General features: G+C 52.4%; 15 protein-coding genes. 5 read left to right on the top strand and 10 right to left on the bottom strand.

The genetic code is table 11. The features are described from left to right. Positions 1-74: 74 nt before the first annotated feature. The 8 genes from tagF to tssJ all read right to left on the bottom strand — a co-directional run bounded on the left by tagF (position 75) and on the right by tssJ (position 13,154). Positions 75-1,679: a type VI secretion system-associated protein TagF gene (tagF, locus tag M0R33_RS17760; protein WP_292572333.1), complete on the bottom strand. Its 1,605-nt coding sequence runs from the start codon at positions 1,677-1,679 to the stop codon at positions 75-77. Further along, positions 1,676-5,221, bottom strand: coding sequence for a type VI secretion system membrane subunit TssM (gene tssM / locus M0R33_RS17755; RefSeq protein ID WP_292572330.1), 3,546 nt, complete (start codon positions 5,219-5,221; stop codon positions 1,676-1,678). The genes tagF and tssM overlap by 4 nt, the downstream gene beginning before the upstream one ends. 8 nt (positions 5,222-5,229) lie before the next feature. Continuing rightward, on the bottom strand, positions 5,230-6,612 hold the full coding sequence (gene icmH / locus M0R33_RS17750; protein WP_292572327.1) for a type IVB secretion system protein IcmH/DotU: 1,383 nt from the start codon (positions 6,610-6,612) through the stop codon (positions 5,230-5,232). A 5-nt stretch (positions 6,613-6,617) separates the two neighbouring features. Then, positions 6,618-7,958, bottom strand: a complete 1,341-nt coding sequence (gene tssK, locus M0R33_RS17745) for a type VI secretion system baseplate subunit TssK (RefSeq protein WP_292572323.1) — start codon at positions 7,956-7,958, stop codon at positions 6,618-6,620. Between the two features lie 35 nt (positions 7,959-7,993). Next, positions 7,994-9,484, bottom strand: a complete 1,491-nt coding sequence (gene tagH / locus M0R33_RS17740) for a type VI secretion system-associated FHA domain protein TagH (RefSeq protein ID WP_292572320.1) — start codon at positions 9,482-9,484, stop codon at positions 7,994-7,996. A gap of 41 nt (positions 9,485-9,525) precedes the next feature. After that, positions 9,526-11,805 (bottom strand): caspase family protein, encoded by a 2,280-nt coding sequence (locus M0R33_RS17735; RefSeq protein WP_292572315.1) that lies wholly within the window; start codon positions 11,803-11,805, stop codon positions 9,526-9,528. Positions 11,806-11,880: 75 nt separating this feature from the next. Then, positions 11,881-12,684 (bottom strand): alpha/beta hydrolase, encoded by an 804-nt coding sequence (locus M0R33_RS17730; RefSeq protein ID WP_292572312.1) that lies wholly within the window; start codon positions 12,682-12,684, stop codon positions 11,881-11,883. Beyond that, the gene (tssJ, locus tag M0R33_RS17725; RefSeq protein WP_292572309.1) at positions 12,681-13,154 is read right to left on the bottom strand and encodes a type VI secretion system lipoprotein TssJ; all 474 of its coding nucleotides are present in this window, start codon (positions 13,152-13,154) and stop codon (positions 12,681-12,683) included. The genes M0R33_RS17730 and tssJ overlap by 4 nt, the downstream gene beginning before the upstream one ends. 280 nt (positions 13,155-13,434) lie before the next feature. Here tssJ and M0R33_RS17720 point away from each other — a divergent pair, with 280 nt between their 5' ends. Further along, positions 13,435-15,081 carry a serine/threonine-protein kinase gene (locus M0R33_RS17720; RefSeq protein ID WP_292572306.1) on the top strand — a complete coding sequence of 549 codons (1,647 nt, stop codon included), beginning with the start codon at positions 13,435-13,437 and terminating at the stop codon, positions 15,079-15,081. A gap of 178 nt (positions 15,082-15,259) precedes the next feature. Continuing rightward, positions 15,260-16,426, top strand: a complete 1,167-nt coding sequence (locus M0R33_RS17715; protein ID WP_292572303.1) for an autotransporter outer membrane beta-barrel domain-containing protein — start codon at positions 15,260-15,262, stop codon at positions 16,424-16,426. A 57-nt stretch (positions 16,427-16,483) separates the two neighbouring features. On the opposite strand, the gene M0R33_RS17710 is transcribed toward M0R33_RS17715, so the two are convergent. Then, a complete protein-coding gene (locus M0R33_RS17710; protein ID WP_292572300.1) occupies positions 16,484-17,317 on the bottom strand; it encodes a S1-like domain-containing RNA-binding protein in 834 nt (277 codons plus the stop codon). 60 nt (positions 17,318-17,377) lie between these two features. After that, positions 17,378-19,267, bottom strand: a complete 1,890-nt coding sequence (gene parE / locus M0R33_RS17705) for a DNA topoisomerase IV subunit B (protein ID WP_292572297.1) — start codon at positions 19,265-19,267, stop codon at positions 17,378-17,380. A 757-nt stretch (positions 19,268-20,024) separates the two neighbouring features. Between parE and M0R33_RS17700 the strand changes: the two genes are divergently transcribed. The 3 genes from M0R33_RS17700 to M0R33_RS17690 form a co-directional block, all read left to right on the top strand. Beyond that, complete coding sequence (locus M0R33_RS17700; RefSeq protein WP_292572294.1) at positions 20,025-20,258, top strand: exodeoxyribonuclease VII small subunit; 234 nt, start codon at positions 20,025-20,027, stop codon at positions 20,256-20,258. Then, complete coding sequence (ispA, locus tag M0R33_RS17695) at positions 20,251-21,144, top strand: (2E,6E)-farnesyl diphosphate synthase (protein ID WP_292572292.1); 894 nt, start codon at positions 20,251-20,253, stop codon at positions 21,142-21,144. The genes M0R33_RS17700 and ispA overlap by 8 nt, the downstream gene beginning before the upstream one ends. A gap of 51 nt (positions 21,145-21,195) precedes the next feature. Further along, the coding region (locus M0R33_RS17690; protein WP_292572439.1) for a 1-deoxy-D-xylulose-5-phosphate synthase N-terminal domain-containing protein at positions 21,196-21,355 on the top strand (160 nt) is incomplete at its 3' end.

Raw genomic sequence — 21,355 nt, 5'->3', positions numbered from 1 at the left:
TCACTTGTCCTTAACTTTTGGATTTGCACGGGATAGAATTTCAGCAATCACTCTTAAATTCAGCGTTTGTATATTTAAACCTGAACAGCAATGACAGAGATATTGTCTCTACCGCCTCGCTGTTCTGCCTCGTTGATTAGGCTGCGGGTTATGTTTTCGACCGAACCGTTGCCGCAAAAGCCGGCAATGTCGTCATGGGATAACTCTTTATCCAGACCGTCGCTGGATAAAATAAATAGATCGCCGGGACATATCTCCCCCTGCCCCCAATCCAGTTGTAATTGCGCATCGGCGCCAACCGCCCGGGTAATGACGTTTCCGCGCCCTTCCTCCAAACTACCGTCCTGCGGCGACACGCCTTGACTAATCGCTTCGTTATAAAGCGAATGGTCCAACGTCAATTGTTTCAGTTCGCCTTGCCGATAGCGATATAGGCGGCTATCGCCGGCCCACAGATAGCCAAACTGCTTGCCGGAAATCAACAGTACCACTACGGTACTGCCGATAATACTGGCGTTTCCGCGTTGCTTGGCCAACTCCACCAATTGCCTGTTAACCAGCTGCAAGCTGGACGCCACCTGTTCGCTGTAATGTTCCAGATCGTCAATGGGAGGAATATTAGCCAAAGCTTCTACCAAAGCCTGACTGGCCACATCACCGGCACTATGGCCGCCCATGCCGTCGGCAATCGCCCACAGACCGGCGTCGCCGCGCACCAGAATCGCATCTTCATTGAGCTTGCGCCGTAAACCCACTACGCTCAATCCGAAACATTGCCGCTGGCTGGTTTGGGCCTGCAATGCGGATTCAAGCATTTTAAAGTACGTGGCAGGGTCCGTGCTTACAGGAGGGTTCGCAACGCGGTGACTGTCTTCAGCCGGTGGCTCGGTAATTTTCTCGACCGGCAAGTCCAACGCTTTAGCGGCAGGCTCCGGCTTTTTTTTAACCTTGGCGCTGGAAAACCGCCAACCCCGAGGCGGCCATTGGCCGTTCAAAAAACCTACATAAGCATCCAGCGGCGGCAAGCCTTCGCACATTAACAAACTGGCTTTCTCATCCTCGCTGCCCGCCGACCGCCAAACACTGCAGCGGGCCAAAAACTGGTCTTTTAACATGTCGCCCAGCTCGGTAAAAGCCTGCTGCGTTTCCGTGTTATTGTCTAATTGAAATTGAATCGCCACTTTGGCCGAGCCGGGCTGTAACAGCCTGGTCGGGGTTTGCACGGCTTCCTCGTGTAAAAAATCATGCAAACAAAGCTGTTCCAAATCCGCGTCGAAACGCTGTAAATCAAATTCGTAATCCAGCGAAGACAAGGCCAATTCAGACAAAGCATCAAACCAGCCGCAATCGGGCTCGAACAAAGCCTTAAGCCGATGCGATTGGACTTTAGCCGCCAGCGTCAATGGAAAATACCGCCCCACCTTATCCACACTGGGCATCAGTACGCCGGCCCAGGCGTCATCGCCGCACAAACCCGGCGCCAAAGTAAATTGCCAGATCGGGCTAAACAAGAAGGTATCCAGCCAGCCTTTACCTAATTGCTCACGGCTGGCGGCGATCCCGCCTTGCAACCATTGATCCCAAGGCTCTATGAATTGGCGAGGCAAACGGCGCGATAAAAAATCGCCATGACTGGGTAATTTGCCGTAAAACCCGGCTGCGAAATCCGGCCTACTCACAAGGCATCCGGGCAGCGAAAACCTTGCAATTCCCGCAGATTAAACGGATTGTTAACACTGGCGGCCAGCAGTTGGTAACTGGCACTCATGCCTTGCAATTTGAAGGTGAGCGTAAATCTTTCCGGCGCATTGCCCTGCACAATGGTGGCTTCATCCAGCAAGCGAAAAAACGCCCAAGTACCTTCCTTGCTGCGGCTGACCTGGCGGCCATCCAGGGTTTCGAATACTATGCGCACCCCCTGACTGGGGTTCGGGCCGGGCCATTTCATGCTGATAGACTGCTCCGGGCCATGCCGATACACCGCTTCCTGCCCCTCCACCTGCAAACGAAAGGTACCGACAGTGTTATCCAATAATTGCGGTTTTAATTCGAACTGTACCTGCGGCATGTTGCCGACCGCAAAAAACGCATCGCGTATTTTGGAGGCCGTTTGAAATTGCCGAATCGACGCTTGCGACAAACCCAACGGTTTTTCGGAGGCCATTTCAGTCCAAACCGGTTTACTGATATCGACAAAGGTTTTTAAGTTGGTTTGAAAAAACTGGTCGATCAAACCGGATGGGGCAAACAGTTTGGCAAAATCGGCCAGCAGTACGTCCTGCGACGAAGCGCTGGAAAACGGATAACGGCCGTTCAAGGCGGCTTTGCAAGGTGAAGCAACACCCGTTTTGACCATATCACTGAGCTGGGCCTTGGCCGCCGAAGACAGTTTATTGCCGCCGCTATTGACGATAATCTGAAACCAGGTTTTTAAAGGCTCCGGCAAACGGGCAAATTCCAACTGCGCCTGTTTCAGGACATCCATGCCGGCGCCGCTAAATAAATTGGCCTGATTTTGCAAAGCCTGGCCGCCGGTATTGGCGCTGCTGAGTTGCAAAAAATAATCGCGCAGGCTTTTCAATTGTTGTAATACCGGGTCCAAGGCACTCGGTTTGTCCGGCCCGCCCGCGACTAGATTACGCAATGGTTCAAACTTATCTTCCACCATCTGCACGGGATCGGGGCCGCTGTCCAGACCGGCGGCATCCTGGGCCAAAGCCAGAGTTTGGCTGCCTGCCGCACCTACCGCCGCCATGGCTTTATCGGCGACGTTGGCCAATGCATCGCTGACTTGCTTATTCAAGCGGCTTAGGGCGGTATTGTCGTCGATACTGGCCAGCAAGGCATGCAACGGCCCGTCCGGGCGCGACAAAATGTCCAGGATTTGCGCGGTCTGATTGGTAGTCATCGCCGATTGCAGTTTCAATTTAGCCAGCAAATCGGACCAGGCCGCCTGGTATTCGTTTAAATACAGCTTTTTCAATTCGCCATGCAGTTGCTGAACTTGCAAGACATCAGCCTTGGACTGGCTACCCAATACCCAATTTTGCTCCACGGCATCCTTGACGAAATTCCGACTTTTTTTTAGAAACAGTTCGGTATAACCGTAGGCCGTGAATAGACCCGGAATGGTATAAGCCGATACATCCTTGCCGTCCGACAACACGAATACCCGGGTGGTGTCCGGCCCCAAAGCTTTACCTAACTTAAAATCGTGACTCTGGTCTATCAAGGCCTCGGTTTTGAAGCGGGAATAGATCTGGCCGATCAACGGCACCTGGGTGAGCTTATTCCGTACTGCGCCGACAAAGCCTTCATCGATTTGGATCGGGTCCAGTTGCAGCTTGAGTAGATTATCCAAATGCCGCACCAACTGTCCCAGACTTTCCGGGTCGGTCGCGTATTGCCTGTCCCAATCCGCGCGTATCCAGGCCATGGCGGTAGCGGGATCGAGTTTATCGGTCTGATTGAACATCAAATAAACTTTCAACAGCTGGTACAACACATCCAGGTTGTTAGCCTCCTGCCCCTGCATGCGTTCCTTCAAACGCATCTGAATGGCGGGTAAAAAATAATTGCGCAATATCGTTTCGTAACTATGCTCGGCGGCGGCCTGAATTTTGTCGGCTTGCGAGAGGCCGAAGCCGGACATGATGCCACTGTCTTTATAGACATCCTGAATGCCCAGCAAGATATTCAAGCGCGGCAACAAGGCGTTGAAATTGCCTTGACTATCGCTGCCGCTGCTTTTGAGGGCATGGTATTCGGCGATCTGCGCCTCTACCTTATCCAGCATGGACTGGTTGTTGAAATAACTGGCGGTCCACAAACCAATCACCAGCAAGAACAGCAAACCGGAACCGATATACGCGGCCATTTGCATCAAACGTTTACGTTTGGCCAATTTGGGATCTTGTCCGGCCAGCTCCGCCTCCGGGAACAATACGTCCTTTAACAAACGGGTCAGGAAATAGCTTTTACCTTTGCCGCTATACATCGGCGCGGCTTGCCTATCCAGACGAAAGGCGCCGGCCAGAATGCCCAGCACCCGGTCGATGGGCGTGCCTTCCTGGGTGCCGCTGGTGAAATACACCCCGCGCAATAATACCGCTTGCTCATAACGATTGACCGCAAACGTCGCCTGCAAAAAATCCAGCATGGCCGGCTTTAACAAAGCCATCTGCTGCGGAAAATCCAGAATGGCCGCCCGGCGCTGCATATCCCGCTCATCTTGAATACGTCTGAGTGTGCGCATTTGCAAACGCTGCAGCAATTCGGCATAAGCGTCGCCATACTGGCCCACCACATCGTGGTCGCCCTGCAAGGTAGTGGCGGAGAAGGTTTCCCCCCAGACCTGGGCGCGCTGTTCCGGGGTTAAATCGGCGAAAAAGTCACTGAATCCAGCTACCAAGTCGGCTTTGGTAAACAGCAAATACACCGGCAAGCGCACGCCCAGCTGTTGATACAGTTCGTTGATACGGTTGCGAATGGCTTTGGCATGTTCGACCCGTTCCTGCTCGGATTGCTGCAACAGGTCGGAAATACTGGTGGCGACGATGACACCGTTCAAGGGCCGCAACGGCCGATGTTTTTTGATCAGATTTAAAAACCCGGCCCATCCGGCCGCATCCACCGCCTGGTGGCTTTCCTGGGTGGTATAGCGGCCGGCGGTATCTAAAAACACCGCATCGTCGGCAAACCACCAGTCGCAATTCCGGGTGCCGCTGACGCCTTTGATCGAATGCTTGCCGAGCTTTTCCGCCAACGGAAAATGCAGACCGGAATTGATCAAGGCGGTGGTTTTACCGGAACCCGGCGCGCCGATAATGGCATACCAGGGTAATTGATAAATATACTGGCTGCCGGATTTGGCTTCCGTGCGCGACTGCTTCAACACCGTCAAGGCTTCTTCAAAGCCTTTCCGTAGTGTGTCCACTTCATCTTCGGACGCCATGGCAATCTGATCGGCATCGTTGGTGACCAATTGCTCGACCAGTTGTTTTTCGGTGTTACCAGCCCGAATCTGCATGATCAGCCGGTAAATCACCCAGCTGACAAACAGGGTGGCGATGACCAAAATCCTGACCAGTTCCGATTCCAGCGGCGCGCTGCCGGCGATGGCAATCAATGGCCCGGCCAGCCAGATCAGGATGCTGAACGCCAGCAAACCCAGAAACTGAATAACCCATTTATTGGTAAAAAATGCTTTGAGCTTGCCCATTTATGCTCTCACTGAATCAGTAAATCGACACGGCGATTAATCGCACGATGTTCGGGAGTATCGTTAGGCACCAGGCCTTCGCTGTCCGCCCGGCCTTCGGAACGGATTTTGCCTTGCAGCGCCGGCGCCACCTTCAACATATCGTCGCTGACCGATTTGGCCCTGGCCGTGGATAAATGCCAATTGGACGGGAAGCGCGCGGAGCGGATCGGTACATTATCGGAATGACCGGTCACCAATACCCGGTCATTACCCGCCACCAGTTCGTCGGAGATTTTTTTCAGCATGGGTTCGAATTCGGGTTTGAGTTGGTCGCTGCCGGAGGCAAACGAATTACGGATGCGCAATAATTTGTCGTCCACCACCTCGACCATATCGGCGGCAATTTCCTTGGCCAGCAATTGCTTAAAGCGTTCGCGGCGTTCCGGCACCACCGGCTTCGCTACCGGCACCGGCATCACGCTGGTAGCGGTCTGGGCGATTTCGATCGGTTGCTTGCCCAAGCCGAATAGTTCGGCAAAAAGTTGGTCCGACCGGGCGTTCAACGCCAGCACAAAGCCGATATAAACCAAAATCAAAGCCACGCCCAATACCGCACCGACCACCCATAACGGCACGTAGCGCACCAAAGCGTTGCGCACGTCGCGTAAACCCTGCCAGCGCGGCGATAGTTCCCGTTCGTAATCGCCCTTCACCCGCTCTATCAGCTGATAAAGCTCAAGCCGGTATTTTTCCAGCTCGTTCAGACCATTAGTCAGAATCCGAAACTTGCCTTGAAAGCCTAAACTGAGAAACAAATAAGCCAGTTCGATTAAATGCAGATTCTGGGCCGGTTGTTTGACCAGCATGCCGATGATGTCGAAAAATTTCTCGCCACCCCAGGCTTCCTTGTGAAAGGAAATCAACAGGCTTTGATGGCCCCAATTACTCTGTGAGCCCCAAGGGGTGTTGAGTATAGTTTCATCCAGAAAGCTGCATAGCGCATAGCTGGCCATGCGCACATGATCGGCACTGGTGCCGGACTGTAATAACTTATTTTCGAAGCCGCTGACTTCGGCCGACAAGCGCTGGCGCAGTTCGTCCACCGCCGGATAAACCGCGGTTTGCCGCAAGCGGCTGGCCAGTGAAATCATCGACAATGCCGCCGCCGCCATGGGATTCTGCTGAAACTCCGAGGTCGGCAAGGCTACCGGCGCGGATGGATTGAATCCCGGCATGGGCGCGGGTGAAGGAGGCGGTGGGGGCGCCGCAAAAGTGGCTGCGGGCTGCACCGTTTGCGCAGGTTGCGCCGGAGGCGTCTGAGCCGGAGCCGGACGCCGTCCACCCGGCATGGGCCGGATGACCGTGCGGTCATCATCGCCGAAAGGTCCGAAGGGATCGTTTTCACTCATGACTATCAACCTTTTCTAATGGCCCAAAACTCGAGCTGCAATTCCGGAAAACTCCCGCCGATATGAATGGCAAAACCGCCGGAGGCCGACATTTTGCCCCACAGCTCGCTTTGCTTATTCAATTCGAAATACGAATAACCGGCATGATAAGGAATCTGCCGCGGCGCCACCGGCAGGGCCTGGATACTGATACCCGGCAATGCCGAACGGACTAATGTTTGTATATCTTCTACCGGGCCGATTTTGACTTGCGGCGGGAAGTGCGACCGAATCAGTTCCGAAGAGACTTGCGCCTTGGCCGCCAACACGAAGATGGCCCCTTCCAGCAAATTGATTTCCGGACGCTTGGCCACGTACACACCCGGCTTGACTTCGGCCAGCGGCAATTGCACCGCATTTTGCTCAAGCACCATGCTCAGCAAACCGCGCAATTCGTCGATCAAGGGAATAAAGCTGAATTTCAAATCATCGTGTTTGTAGTCTGGAAAAGCCATCGGCCGCTTACCGGGCCGGTAAAACGTCGACAACTCGCCGGCCAGCTGCAAACATAATTGAAAGAACTCTTCCGGGTGCATGGCGGCGGCATTAGCCAAATGCGCCAGCAAAGGTTGATAGCGATTGATCATTTGCAGCAACATGAAATCGGCGATTTCCGCCACGCCGCCGCCCTGCCCGCCACCCGCCACCCGGGCCGCCAAGGCCTCGCCGCGGGTATGAAACAAACCCTGCAACTCGCGGGCAAAGCCGGCCAGGATACCGGCACTGGAACAATGCACGGCCGGCGGAATGTATTGATCGTCCAAGATAACGGTTTTATCGGCCCGCAGTTCGATAATACGCGCCACGCCTAAACAGACATAGCCGGAACGCTCCTGGCTGTCGCACATCAAGCGCGGCCTCAGGCTGCCGATTTGCACATCGTAGCGGCCATCCGCGCCGCTGTTATGGTCGCGTACCTGCCGCTCGCCCAAATGATAGCGGGCCATATTGTCGGGATACGATTCGCTGTCCACTTCGATGGCATCCGAACGCCGCAACGGTAGGGCCAGATAAACCACGCTGGCTTTTTCATCTTCCGGCACTTCCAGCGGCAACGGTAAATCGTCGTCCTGCGGCAGATTGAACGGCGTGCCGTCCTGAAACACCCCACTGCATTCGCTCAGGCCCAGTTTACCGATGGCCAGACAGGTTTGATCCAGCTTGAGGCGGGAAAATCCCCATAAATAAGTCCTGACCCCCTGGGATAAGCCCCGCACCAGACTTTCTATATAGCGATCATGCTGTTGAAAATGCTGAGGGCGAAGAAACATTCCCTCAGACCAGACTATCCGATTATTTTCTGACATATTTTAGTTCCCAAGCCCGAAAGCGATGGAGATTATTAATTTTTCGCTGCCCGGCTTAGTAACAGCATTTGTTTTTCATAGGCGTCGGCAAATGCGTCGCCAAAAAATTCTTCCTGAGCGACCGCCTTGAGCTGCGGGTATTTTTCAACATAATATTCCCAGCATTTGGTCTTTTTCTGAAACAAAACCCCCTCTGCTTGCGTCTTTTCTATCCGTTGCGGATCGAAACTGCGTAAAATCTCCGCCAACGCCGCCTGAATGCCGGCAGTCATGGCAATCTGATGATTCATGATGTCGTTGAAGCCTTCACTGACGGCCTGTTTGGGCGGCAAAAACCCCGGGTTGGTGGGCGCCAGAATCAGTTTAATGGCATCGTCGACGTTCGGCGTGAATTTGAGCGGGTTATTATCGACCGAGCGCATGGTTGTCACCGAGACCCGAAACTGGCTTTTCAATTCCGCCCTGGCCCTCAGTACCTGCATCAGGCCCTGCACCATGCTGCGCAATAATTCGCCGGAAGTTCTCATCAATGCCGGCCATTGCTCCGGCGGCATAAAATGCGAATCGCTAATACCGGCTCCGGCCAAAAATTCGCGCAATAGTGCGTCATCCGCGGCGGCACTTACCGCCGGCGTGGGTTGCGCTGTCGATTTCTTCGGCTCGACTATTTCAGAGCGATCCACGGGCTGAGCGGGAAAAACGGCTTCGATTGCCGGTTCTTGAAAAGTCGTCGGCGCGGGTTCCGGCATGTCGAATGGAGGAACTTGCGGTTCTTCCGTCGGGGTTTCATTAGATGGCTGCCATGGTGTTTCAGCCTCCTCAGTCGCAAACTCAAACGGGCTTGCTTCCTCCGGCTTAGGCTGTTCTTCGGCAAAAAAATCAGCCGGCAAGGGCGGCAAATCGGCGGACTGTTTGCTGCCTGCGGGACTATTAATACCCGGCAGCTCATCCAGTTTGGATAACAAATCGCCGAAATCCAGATCGTCAACTGCCGCGCTACCCGGCGTTTCGGCAATTTGCGGCGGGGTAAAACTTTGATGAATTGCCGACGATTCGGGTTGTTCAACAAAGCTGGAAAAAAAGTCCGCTTTGGGCTGGGATACGTCTGACTGCGCAGGCACAAAAGGGCCGTCCAGCACACTGTTTTGGGCCAAATCCAATTGCCTTACCGGTTGTTCTATATTGACGGCAAAACCAGCCGTAGCCGACTCCGCAATGGTCGCCAGCAATTCGTATTCGCCTATCCGGATTTTTTCGCCGTCCGATAGCGGTGCTTTGCTTTGCTGCAGCGGGATTTCACTGTCGTTGATATAAGTCCCACCGGTACTGCTGTCCTCAATAAAATACCGCCCGGCTTCGCAAATGATGCTGGCATGCACCCGGGAAATAAATTTTTCCGGATCGGGCAGAACCAATTGATTATTCGGCGCCCGACCAATCGAACCGCCTTGACCATCGAACTGGGCGCTAATGGGCTGATCGGACGGTAAGCCTTTATAGGTTAGGACTCTGAGAATTAACACCATAACTCATACCTACCGAATAAAACGCTTGGTTGCATTTAAATTTAAGCCTCGGGAACAAAAAAGAAGGGACTGCCTTCATGGCCGGCATGTTGCAAGGGCGCATATTGGGGCGTTTGTTCGAAACCGGCTTTGGAAGCGGAAACACGTACCTGATTGGCCACATCCCGGAAGATGTCGTAATCTTCGATCACCCGTTTATTACCGCGTAACACTTTTAAAAACGCGTTGGCAAATACGGAATGATTGCCGCCGCCGCTATCCATGACCGGCTTCACCCCGCCCGAGGTCAGGACGGTACGGGCCTTACGGCTATTCATAGCCTTCAGCCAGCGTTCGCGTTTGGCTGCGTCCATGCCGTCCGGTAAACGTGCCACGGCGGAGCCGGTCAATGCTCCGGAATAACAGGAGTCGGCCACTACCATGATGTGCCGGGCCGGCATGATACTTAGATATTCCGTGATACTTTGACTGGAAATCCAGTTGGCGGTATTACCGACTTCCGAATCCACCGGCAACCAATAGGCGCTTTGTGTTTTTTGATCGATTTCACCGTGGCCCGCATAATAAATCAGCAGATTATCCTGTTCGGTGAGTTTTTGGTTCAGCTCATTCAATGCCGACATAATGGCGTGACGATTGGCGTTTAATAAAATTTTAGTTTTGAACCCATAACGTTCCCGCAACAGCACTTCCAGACTTTTGGCATCGGTGATCGGCGTTTGCAGATCCGGATAGGCTTTATAGTCGTCATTGCCAATGATCAGCGCATAGAACTTACCAAACTGAATATCGCCCACTTGGTGGGGTTGGGCGATGTTGCTGCTGGCGTAGGCCGCCTGCTCGGTATGATCGGACGCCAGTAAACGCAGACTGAGATCACTGCTTTGATTGCGCTTATCGGTAGCGACCAAACGTACCAGGGTTTCCTTGCCCTGCAAGGCCAGATCGGTTTCGAACTGACCATTGGCATCGACCACCAGCGGTTTATCGTTCAGCAGCAACCGGCTCAGACCCGCCTTGGTATCGATGCGTCCGACCAAATGTTTGCTGGCTTCTCCCAAACTGAACTGAATACTGGGAATACCTCGGGTCACGGTGACGGAGGGTTCGAGCAGTTCGATGTTAGGCCCGTTGCCGGCGGAAGCCAGTTGGGTAGGTTGCTTTTGCTCCAACTTTTCTTTCAGGCTGGTTATTTCCCGAGCCTGTTGCTGCAACGCCAATTTGCGGGCGTCGACTTTCGTTCTATCCAACTGTTTACCGGAAGTTAACCAGCTGGTCAATTCGGCGGACTGGTTTTGATAGGTTTCGATTTGCTGACTGAGACGGTTTTCCAAATCGTTCTTGGCGGTATCGGTAGCTTTGTCGACGGTTTTTTGCTGTTGGGCGGCTTGCAACTCCTGCTGCATGCGTTTGCGTTCCGTACTCAAGGTTTTTGTCAGTGCACCCAACTTGGCTTGCTGGCGTTTTAACTGGGTTTGTTTTTCTTTTAACTGCTGTTCTAAAGCCGACACTTCACTGGAACCAGCGGGCGTCTGCGACTTTTGCTGCTGCAATTTAGTGCGTAAGGCTTCCAATTCGTCTTGGGCCTTGCGGAGACTTTCCTGTTGATCTAACGCTTCCTGGCGGGTATTTTGCAATTGTCGGCGTAATTGGTCGGCCTCCTGGCGGGATTGGGCGACTTCTTCTCGTAAGGCCGCCAATTCGTTGCTGGTATCGTTACTGTTGGCGCTAAGCGTTTGCGCATCGACCGCCGGGGTAAATTGCAATCCAGCTTCATCCAGCCCTGCGGATTTGCGATACCAGCGCATGGCCGTTTCCCTGTTTTGCGCTACACCCAAGCCTTTCTCGTACAAATGACCCAGATTTAATTGCGCTTGAAAATTGCCCTGATTGGCGGCTTTTTCATACCATTGGGCCGCAGCCTGATAGTCGGCTTTTTCACCTAGCCCTTTTTCGAAAATCTCGCCCACATACAATTGCGCGGCCGCATCGCCTTCCTTGGCTTTGGGCAACCATATATTCAAGGCGCTGGCATAATTGGCACGATCATAAGCCACGTATTCGCCGCCGCGCACTTCGCAATCGGCTGCCGTGGTGCGTATCGGACGCCGCGCGGATAAATAGGTCATTTGCGAGCCCAATTTACGCACCTGCCCAGGCAATAGACAATCCACCACAAATAATTTGTCGGTGTCTTGAATCACAAACCCCTCAGTGGCCTTAGCCATTTCTTCCTTACTGGCTTCATGGGCGCAGGACGCCAATAAAACAGTGGAGATCGCCAGCACCAATTTTCGCGCTTTAAAAAGCTTTACAGACATACCGCCGCCTTGTCGTTGAGTTCAAATCCTGCATCGAAAATAGCAGAAAACCGCCATAGCGACAAATGCCTGATGCTATTCGGTGATCCGGTTCAGTATTTGCGACCACACTTCCAGCCAGCCGTCATGATGATCAATCGCCGGCAGAATCTCAACATGAGCATGGCCGCGTCGGGCTAATGCCGATAAAAACAAATCGGGTGGTACGGTCCGGTCTAGTGCCGCCAAAAAATGCCATTCTGGAATACCGGACTCGGGTTGCCTGGCCGGATTGAGCGATTCGTTTAAGGGAAGATAATGATGATATGCGGCCCAAACATCGATATCGTAATTGCCCGCCAAAGTCACCACCAAAATAGTTTGCGAAAGGCGACCGGCCAATAGCATGGCCAAACTGCCGCCGCCGCTATGCCCTATCAATACCAGTTGCCGAAATCCGTGACTTGAACAGAATTGCTCCAGCGCCGCCGTCATGGCAGCGACCACCGCTTCGCCGTACCGGCCCGAAGTCCAAAGCGAGGCTTCACAGCCAGGATCAGCCGCATGGCCGTTATAACACGGCCGCCCCAGATACAATGCAGGCTTTTTATCCAGACCCAGCAACGGCAACATTAACGATGAGTGCGTGGTGGGATCGGCGGCCGGCCATCTGCCGCGTTGCCACGGCCGACCGTCCCCTTCCAAATATACATGCAGCGTTTTATTGCCGGTCTGCCCGGGTTGATAAAAAGCCGTCAACCGATAAGGACCGCCCGACAACTCCAATGCTTGCAGGTTTAAATGCTCGGCCTGGGCGTACAGCTTTACAGCCGGCGAACTGCAAGCGGCAGCGCCCAATAAACAGCAAAAACAAACCAAGCGGCGGACAAACGGCGTCAATTCGGATTTGCCACCGTTAATTGGTTATTTTTCAATTTGATTTGCAGCGTTTGAGTTTGGTGCTCTTTGACATTTGCCGCGGCCCGCCATTGCGCGGTATCCAATTGCCGGAAACCGGCAAAAAAGCCAATGGCTTGCACATCGTTATCCGGATTCAGACTCAGGCTCTTAGTTTCGCCGGGCTGTAATAGTAATTCTTGTTTGCGAACTAGATCAGCCGCCAGCGTGGCTTTTTCGCTGTTAAAGAGGGCAAAAAAATCGGCGGAATTGAAATTACTTTGTTCGCGCAATTCGTAGATCCGCAACATAACCGGCGCACCATTACCATTAATGTCGGCATTCAGATCGGCGGATGTCTCTATTTGCAAATTCACGATGGTCGGCGGAGGGGGGGGCGGCTGAACCGGCGGTTCGCTGGCGCAACCCAGCAACAGGGCGTTCAGCAAAACCGGATATATATGTCGTTTCATTTTCTATGTCCTGATGTAAGTTGGAATTAAGCTAACCATTTTGAAGCCGCCAACCGTTAACTGCCAATACGGCGCATTACTTCAATGCCTAAAAAAATCCCGGTTAAATTTATCGAATCGATTAATAATCTTGGTTCGTCATGGTAATCCGGTTTAGCAGCGGTTTCCAGTCAGGACATTCATCCCCATAAACCCACATCAATCCTCAAGCATGCTCACCAGGACGACAGCACCCGGGGTTTCGGCTAAAATCGGCTAAACGCCATCATTTTGCAGCATCATGAACTCATTTGACCAAGCATTAAACGCTTTTCAACTGTCGAACATCAGTTTTGACCAATTATTGCAAATCGCCCGCCAAACGGGACAAGCATCTGACGCTATCGTTGCGGAAGCCAAGCGTTATTTGGAATCCGAATACCGGGCCGGACGCTTATCGCCACAATTTTATGCCGCACTGGACTCGGAACTCGGCGACAAAACTCAAATCGCGCCGCCAACCAAACACCCAACCGCTGTTGCGTCTCGCGCTTTAAACAACCAGGATGCCACGCTTATTCAGGACCCGCACACCGCCACCGAGCCGCCCACCATCATGGACACGGAATCGCTGCTGAATGGCTTGCGGGAATCTCATCCCCACGAGGAGTTAACGGTCGGCAGCACATTGAAAAACCGTTTTGTACTGCAACAACTGCTGGGCGTCGGCGGCATGGGCATGGTGTTTAAGGCCACCGATTTACGCAAAATCGAAGCCCAGGACAAAGAGCCTTACGTGGCGTTGAAAGTACTGAATCAGGATTTTCAGGCCAACCCCATGGCTCTGGTGTCTCTGCAACGCGAAACCAAACGCGCGCAAACTTTATCCCACCCCAATATAATCAAAGTATACGATTTCGACCGGGATGGCGGCCATGTGTTTATGTCCATGGAATATCTGCAGGGTAAACCGCTGAGCCATCTGATCAAGGAATATCCGGATGGTATGCCGTATAAACAGGCCTGGCCGATTATTCACGCCATGGCCGACGCCCTGCGGCACGCGCATAAAAAAAACATCGTGCATTCGGATTTTAAACCCGGCAACGTATTTATCGATGAAAGCGGAGAGGTCAGAGTGCTGGATTTCGGTATCGCCTGCGCCATCGGCCGTGGCGATAAAGATCATCAAGACGCCACTGTCTTCAATGCCCGTTCGCTAGGCGCATTTACCCCGTCTTACGCTTCCCTGGAGCAACTGCAAAGCAGCGACCCGGATCCGCGCGACGACATTTATGCCCTGGCTTGCGTCAGTTACGAACTTTTGACAGGCAAACACCCTTTCGGACGTTTATCTGCCGAAAAAGCCCAGGAAGTAAATCTACAGCCTAAGCCCATTGCCAAATTATCTCGCCGACAATTCAAGGGCCTGCAGAAAGCACTGGCTTTTGAGCAATCCGCGCGCACCAAGACCGTGGATGCATTTTTGTCTGCATTGGGTCCACGGTCCACGGTATTTTACGGTTTATGGGGGGCGGGAGTTTTCGCGTTTAGCTTGGTCGCTGCCAACGTTTATTTGAGCATGATCGCCCCGCCCAAGGTAGTTGAAACGCCTAAAGTAAGCGTACAACTATCGCCGGAACAACAACAAAAAATCAAGGATCTACTGGAATTGGCCAGCATTCACGCCGATGTCGGTTACCTGACCGCGCCCACCGGCAGCAACGCCTTATGGGCTTACCGGGAAGTGCTGAAAATTGATCCTTACAATAAAGCCGCTACCAACGGCATCATAGGTATCGCCGATACATTGGAACAACAAGCGTGGGAAGCCTATGAAAGAAACGACCGCTCAACGGCCTTGAAAAAAGTCCAGGATGGCTTGGAGGCATATCCGACCCATAAAGGCTTACTCAATTTACAGGCCAAACTCCGTTCCAACCTGTAGTTACCGAGCGCGAAACATTATTTCAGTCGGCATTACCGTGAACTTACTCTATAATTTGGCCATTCCCGAATATATTTTGTTAATGGAGTTCATCATGCGGCACCTCACCCGATCATCAGCAATTGCAACATTGCCATCAAACAGGGTCAAGACGTACGACAAATCCCGACAAATACTGATGGGATTAGGGTCGCTATTTTTGGGAAGTTCGGTTTTAGCCCAGAGCGTTAATCCGAATCAACAGGCTGCTGGAGGGGCCTTAAACAACTGCTTTACTATCTATGACGATCTGTTATCGAACGAGGCCATAGATTCAAGTGACATCCCGCCTATATGTAGCACCAGTTACACGCAGGAAAGCATTCAGAGCATCACCCCCGACCAAATATTCTCCATGGGCTCCATGGCGACCCGGATCAACGGCGGAAAAATTACCCAGCCTTCCAATTATTTCGGTTTAAATCAAAAAAAGCATCTGGGCGGCGGTTCCGGCGATATCGAAATTCCGCGACTAAACTTTTGGAGCAAAGTTGACAGCGACTTCGGTTCCAGAGACAACACCTTCAGCCAACCCGGGTTCAAGTTCGACAACCATAATTTTGTGTTTGGCGCCGATTACCGCCTAAAAGATAATTGGGTGGCGGGCGGTTCCTTCTCGTATCGGCACAATAACGCCAGCTTCAATGCCGGACGCGGCGAGACCACTAACGACAGCTATACCGGGACGATTTACACCGCATACAACATTACCGATGACGCCCATGTGGAGGCCACTGCCTCCTACGGCGGCTTTAACTACGACACCAACCGCAACATCACGGTAAACGGACAATCGTCTGTCGCCAAAGCCTCGCCTAACGGCGGCCAATATGCCTTTAGTTGGGGCGGCGGCTACGATTTTAATTTCCAAGCACTGACTATCGCCCCTTATGTGCGCGGCGAATACATGAATCTGGATATCGACGGTTACAGCGAATCCGGCAGCCTTTACGCGGTAAGATTCGGCAAACAAAGCATAGAATCATTAACGTCGACTGTCGGCATACAATCCTCCTATGCGATCAGCTTTCCCTGGGGCGTCTTGATACCGCAACTACGCGGCGAATGGCACCACCAGTTCAAGGACGGACAGCGCCAAATCCAGGCTGGCTTCATTAACGATCCACTTAATCAAACCTTCGTGATGACCAGTGAAGGCCCCTCCCGCGATTACTATACTTTCGGCGCGGAAGTTTCCAGCGTGTTTGCCGGCGGCATGTCGGCGTTTTTGGCCTACGAGACCTTACAAAGTTATAGCAGCATCAACAGCAATAAATTAATGCTCGGCGCCAGACTGGAGTTTTAACCTTACCGCTTGTTTGGGCGTGAACAGCGGTTATCACGCCCAATTAGGCCGCTCCAGCTAGTCTTTGCCGACCAGGCGAATGCCCTTATCCTCTATGACGATCCGGCGTTGTTTATACAATCCACCGATAGCTTGCTTAAACACTTTTTTACTGACCGCAAACGTGTCATAGATCATTTCCGGCGGGCTCTTGTCTGTCAAGCCGATATACCCGCCATGCTTTTCCAGCACGGCCAGAATTTTCTCGGACGTGCTATCGACTTTTTGGCCATATTTTTCCCGGCTCAAAATCAAATCCAACTTACGGTCGGGACGGACTTTTTTGATAAATCCGCTCAATATCTGCCCGCGCTGCAAGGGCTGGAAAATTTCGTTTTTATACAAAACCCCCCAATATTTATGATCCACCACGGCTTTAAAACCCAGCGCGGTCTCATCGGCAATTATTAAGGTGACCGCCTGCCCGTCTTTGTAATAAAACGCTTCATCCTGAATAAAATCGTCCAGCAACATCGAAGCGGCAATGCGGTTGTTTTCATCCAGAAACAAACGCACCAACACACTGCGTCCTTCCACCATTTTGCCTTTTTGTTCGCTAAACGGCAGCAACAAATCCTTGGGCAAACCCCAGTCTAAAAACGCCCCGGCATGGCTTAACGACACCACCTTCAACCAAGCCACTTCATCGGCCTGAGCCTTAGGTTTTTGCGTCGTCGCAATAGTCTGATTCTTGCCGTCTATATAAACAAACACCTGAAGGCTGTCTCCGACTTGGCCTTTGACATCCTTGTCGACAAGCGCAATTTCGCCCAGTTCGCCGCCATCCAAATAGGCCTGATTGTCGCGCTGATTACTGATGGTCAGCGTGTTGAGTTTGCCGAGTTCGATCATGATATTCCGTTGTAAAAATTAATGCGTCGTTGCGTAAGATTTAGCACTGGTAAAGTAGCATCAAACCTGCGCCAAATTACCCTTATCTTCCAGCCAACTCTTGCGGTCGCCGGCGCGTTTCTTGGCCAGCAATAAATCCATCTGCTCAAAGGTATCGTCGTTTTCGAGTATAGTCAGTTGCACCAAACGCCTGGTGTCCGGATTCATAGTGGTTTCGCGCAACTGCGAGGGATTCATTTCACCCAACCCTTTGAAGCGTTGAATATTCACCTTACCGGTGAGTTTTTCCGCTTCTATCCGGGCCAGCACCCCGAGGCGTTCCGATTCGTCCAAGGCATAAAACACCTTTTTACCGACATCGACCCGATACAGCGGCGGCATGGCCACGAACACATGCCCGGCCTTGACCAAGGCTTTGAAATGCCGATAAAACAACGCACAGATCAAGGTGGCGATGTGGTTACCGTCGGAATCAGCATCGGCTAGAATACAGATTTTGCCGTAGCGCAGATTTTGTAAATCGTCACTGTCCGGCTCGATACCCAGCGCCACTGCAATGTCGTGCACTTCTTGCGAGGCCATTACTTCGCCGGAATCGACCTCCCAAGTATTCAGAATCTTGCCGCGCAACGGCATGATGGCTTGAAATTCGCGGTCGCGGGCTTGTTTAGCCGAACCGCCGGCCGAATCGCCTTCCACCAGAAACAATTCGGTACGGCTGATATCCTGCGCGGAACAATCCGCCAGCTTGCCGGGCAAGGCCGGGCCACTGGTAATTTTTTTGCGAATGATTTTCTTACTGGACTTCAAGCGTTTTTGGGCACTGGCCAGGATAATCTCGGCGATTTTTTCGCCTTCCTGAGGGTGCTGATTCAACCACAAACTGAAACTGTCCTTGGCGACACCGGAGACGAAGGTCACGCATTCCCTGGAACTAAGCCGTTCCTTGGTTTGCCCGGAAAATTGCGGATCCTCCAACTTTACCGACAACACGAAATGGCAGCTTTCCCAGACATCTTCCGGGGCAATCTTGACCCCGCGCGGCAACAGGTTGCGGATATCGCAAAACTCCCGCATGGCCTCGGTCAAACCGGCCCGCAGGCCATTAACATGGGTACCGCCCTGGGCGGTAGGCACCAGATTCACATAACTTTCGTTTATGGTTTCCGACAAGCTGTCCGGCGTCCAGACTATGCCCCATTGCACTGCTTCGTTACTGGCCGCCATATTGGCCATGAACGGCGGCTGCGGAAATATTTCCGCGTCGCCGACTCTATCCAGCAAATATTCCTGCAATCCGTTCTGATAACACCACTCGAATAGCTCATCGCTGAGTTCCGACTTCAGGCTGATCTTCAAACCCGGGCACAGTACCGCCTTGGCCCGTAGCACATGCTTGAGTTTGGACACCGACACCCGGTTCGAATCGAAATATTTGCCGTCCGGCCAAAACTGTACGCTGGTACCGGTATTGTTTTTGCCTACCGAGCCGGTTTGCGCTAATTCGCTGACTTTATCGCCGCCGGCAAACTCCATCTGGTAAATACCGCCACCGCGCTTGATTTCCACCAGCAGCTTTTCGGAGAGCGCGTTAACCACCGACACGCCAACACCATGCAGACCGCCGGAAAATTGATAGTTTTTATTGGAGAACTTACCGCCGGCATGCAACTGAGTCAGGATCACTTCCACCCCAGGCAGACCCTGTTCGGGATGCATGTCCACCGGCATACCGCGACCGTTGTCGACCACCCGCACCGATCCGTCTTTGTATAAGGTCACGTTTATACTGTCGGCGTGACCGGCCAAAGCTTCGTCAACGCTATTATCCAACACCTCCTGTACCAAATGGTTGGGGCGGGTGGTGTCGGTATACATCCCCGGTCGCTTACGCACAGGATCGAGACCGCTTAAGACCTCGATCGCCGCCGCATTGTATTCGTTACTCATTGTTACTCATCATTGGCTGTAAATGGATACTAAAATGCCAGGCACTCACTTAATGCATTGATATTACATAAAAATATGACATTATTTATTATCGCTTACCTTAAAAGCGTCCATCGCAGCGACAGGATTTAAGCTTACGGCGGTTTCCGGCAATGACGGACTTAAGGGGTATATCGCATGATGTGGGCATTACTGCTACGGCCTAGCAATTCTCGTAGGGTTTAAATTGCCGCCGTTCGTTCTGAAATGGCCGGCAAAACTGTGGCGTAGTATAGGGGTAAGTTGGCCGTCTGGAAAATTAAAGCTGAATTGCTGCGCAACTACCCTAATCACATCGACAGAACGAGAAAACAACCGCCCTTCCCGTTTCGGTACTACACGGCTTTTTTTCTGGGACGGCATTCGCGGACAAGCGCCTAGTCCGCACGCTTAATTTTTAGCTATTTATTGAAAGTATCTCAACAGTCGGCATAGGCGGAACACTTAAGATCGATAGGCAAAAAATCGACGCGATGGCGTCAAATGGCTGTCGATTTTCGACCACCGGCATAGCGAACCGGTGAATTTACGCGCCAAACAGCCCATAAATCGACCCTTTTTTAGCGCCACAAAGTTCCTTTACGATCAACCAATTGACCGCACGGACCTTATCCCATTGATAACCGACTATTTTTTCGTCTATTGTTCTTGGATGCTCGGTGCCAGGAAAAACATACTATAATGCTTGGTCATTTTTGAACACCGCAAGCTATATAACATGTCAAGACGCAAAAGCGCATCCCATTTTGAGGAGGCGATGGAAGAATTGGAGCAACTGGTTGAGCAAATGGAACGCGGCGAACTTTCATTGGAAGAGTCCTTAAAATCCTTCGAACGCGGCATTAAGCTGACCCGCACCTGCCAGCAAGCTCTGCAGGAAGCCGAACAAAAAGTACACGTATTATTAGAAAAAAACGGCCAACAAAGCCTGGAGCCCTTTAACGATGAGTAAATTAAAAGCCTACCTGACTGCCTGCCAAAACCGTGTCGAACGCGCCTTGGATGCCCGTCTGCCCGGCGACAACATTTTGCCGCAAAAGCTGCATCAAGCCATGCGCTATACCGTATTGAACGGCGGAAAACGTACCCGCCCGCTGCTGACTTATGCCACCGGTCAGGCGTTGAGTTTGAGCGAAGATGTGCTGGATGGCCCAGCCTGCGCGGTGGAGTTTATTCATGTGTATTCATTGATCCATGACGACTTGCCGGCCATGGACAACGACGATCTGCGTCGCGGCAAACCCACTTGCCATAAAGCTTACGACGAAGCGACCGCCATTCTGGCCGGCGACGCCCTACAGGCATTGGCTTTCGAAATACTGGCCAACGACCCCAGCATTCAGGTAGACGCCGCGGCGCGTTTAAAAATGATCAGCAACCTGACCAAAGCTAGCGGCTCGCAAGGCATGGTAGGCGGTCAAGCAATCGATTTAGCCTCCGTTGGCACCAAGCTAAATCTGCCGGAACTGGAAAACATGCACATCCATAAAACCGGCGCGCTGATTCGTGCCAGCGTCAACATGGCGGCGTTGTCCAAACCCGACCTGGATCCAGTGGTTGCCAAAAACCTGGACCATTACGCCAAATGCATCGGCCTGTCATTCCAGGTGAAAGACGATATTTTGGACGTGGAAAGCGACACAGCCACGCTCGGCAAAACCCAAGGCAAGGACGTCGATAACGACAAACCCACCTACCCGGCCTTACTAGGCATGGCCGGTGCCAAGCAAAAAGCCCAGGAATTGCACGAACAAGCCGTTGCCAGTCTGGTCGGCTTCGGTAGCGAAGCCGACTTATTGCGTGAACTGTCCTTATACATTATCGAACGGACACACTAATTTTCATTGCAATTCGCGCGTAGACCCTAGTTAGAAGGAAGCTTTAGCAGTATGACATTTTCAGGAAATTCCCCCTTACTCGACACTATCCACAACCCGGCGGACGTCCGCGCCCTGTCCAAAGAGCAGCTGAAGCCGTTGGCGGATGAGGTACGGGAGTATTTGACGCATACCGTGAGTATTTCCGGCGGACATTTTTCGGCCGGACTGG

The sequence above is a fragment of the Methylomonas sp. genome (assembly GCF_023228165.1).
Classification (GTDB): domain Bacteria; phylum Pseudomonadota; class Gammaproteobacteria; order Methylococcales; family Methylomonadaceae; genus Methylomonas.
This window is presented reverse-complemented; position numbering and strand designations above follow the sequence as displayed.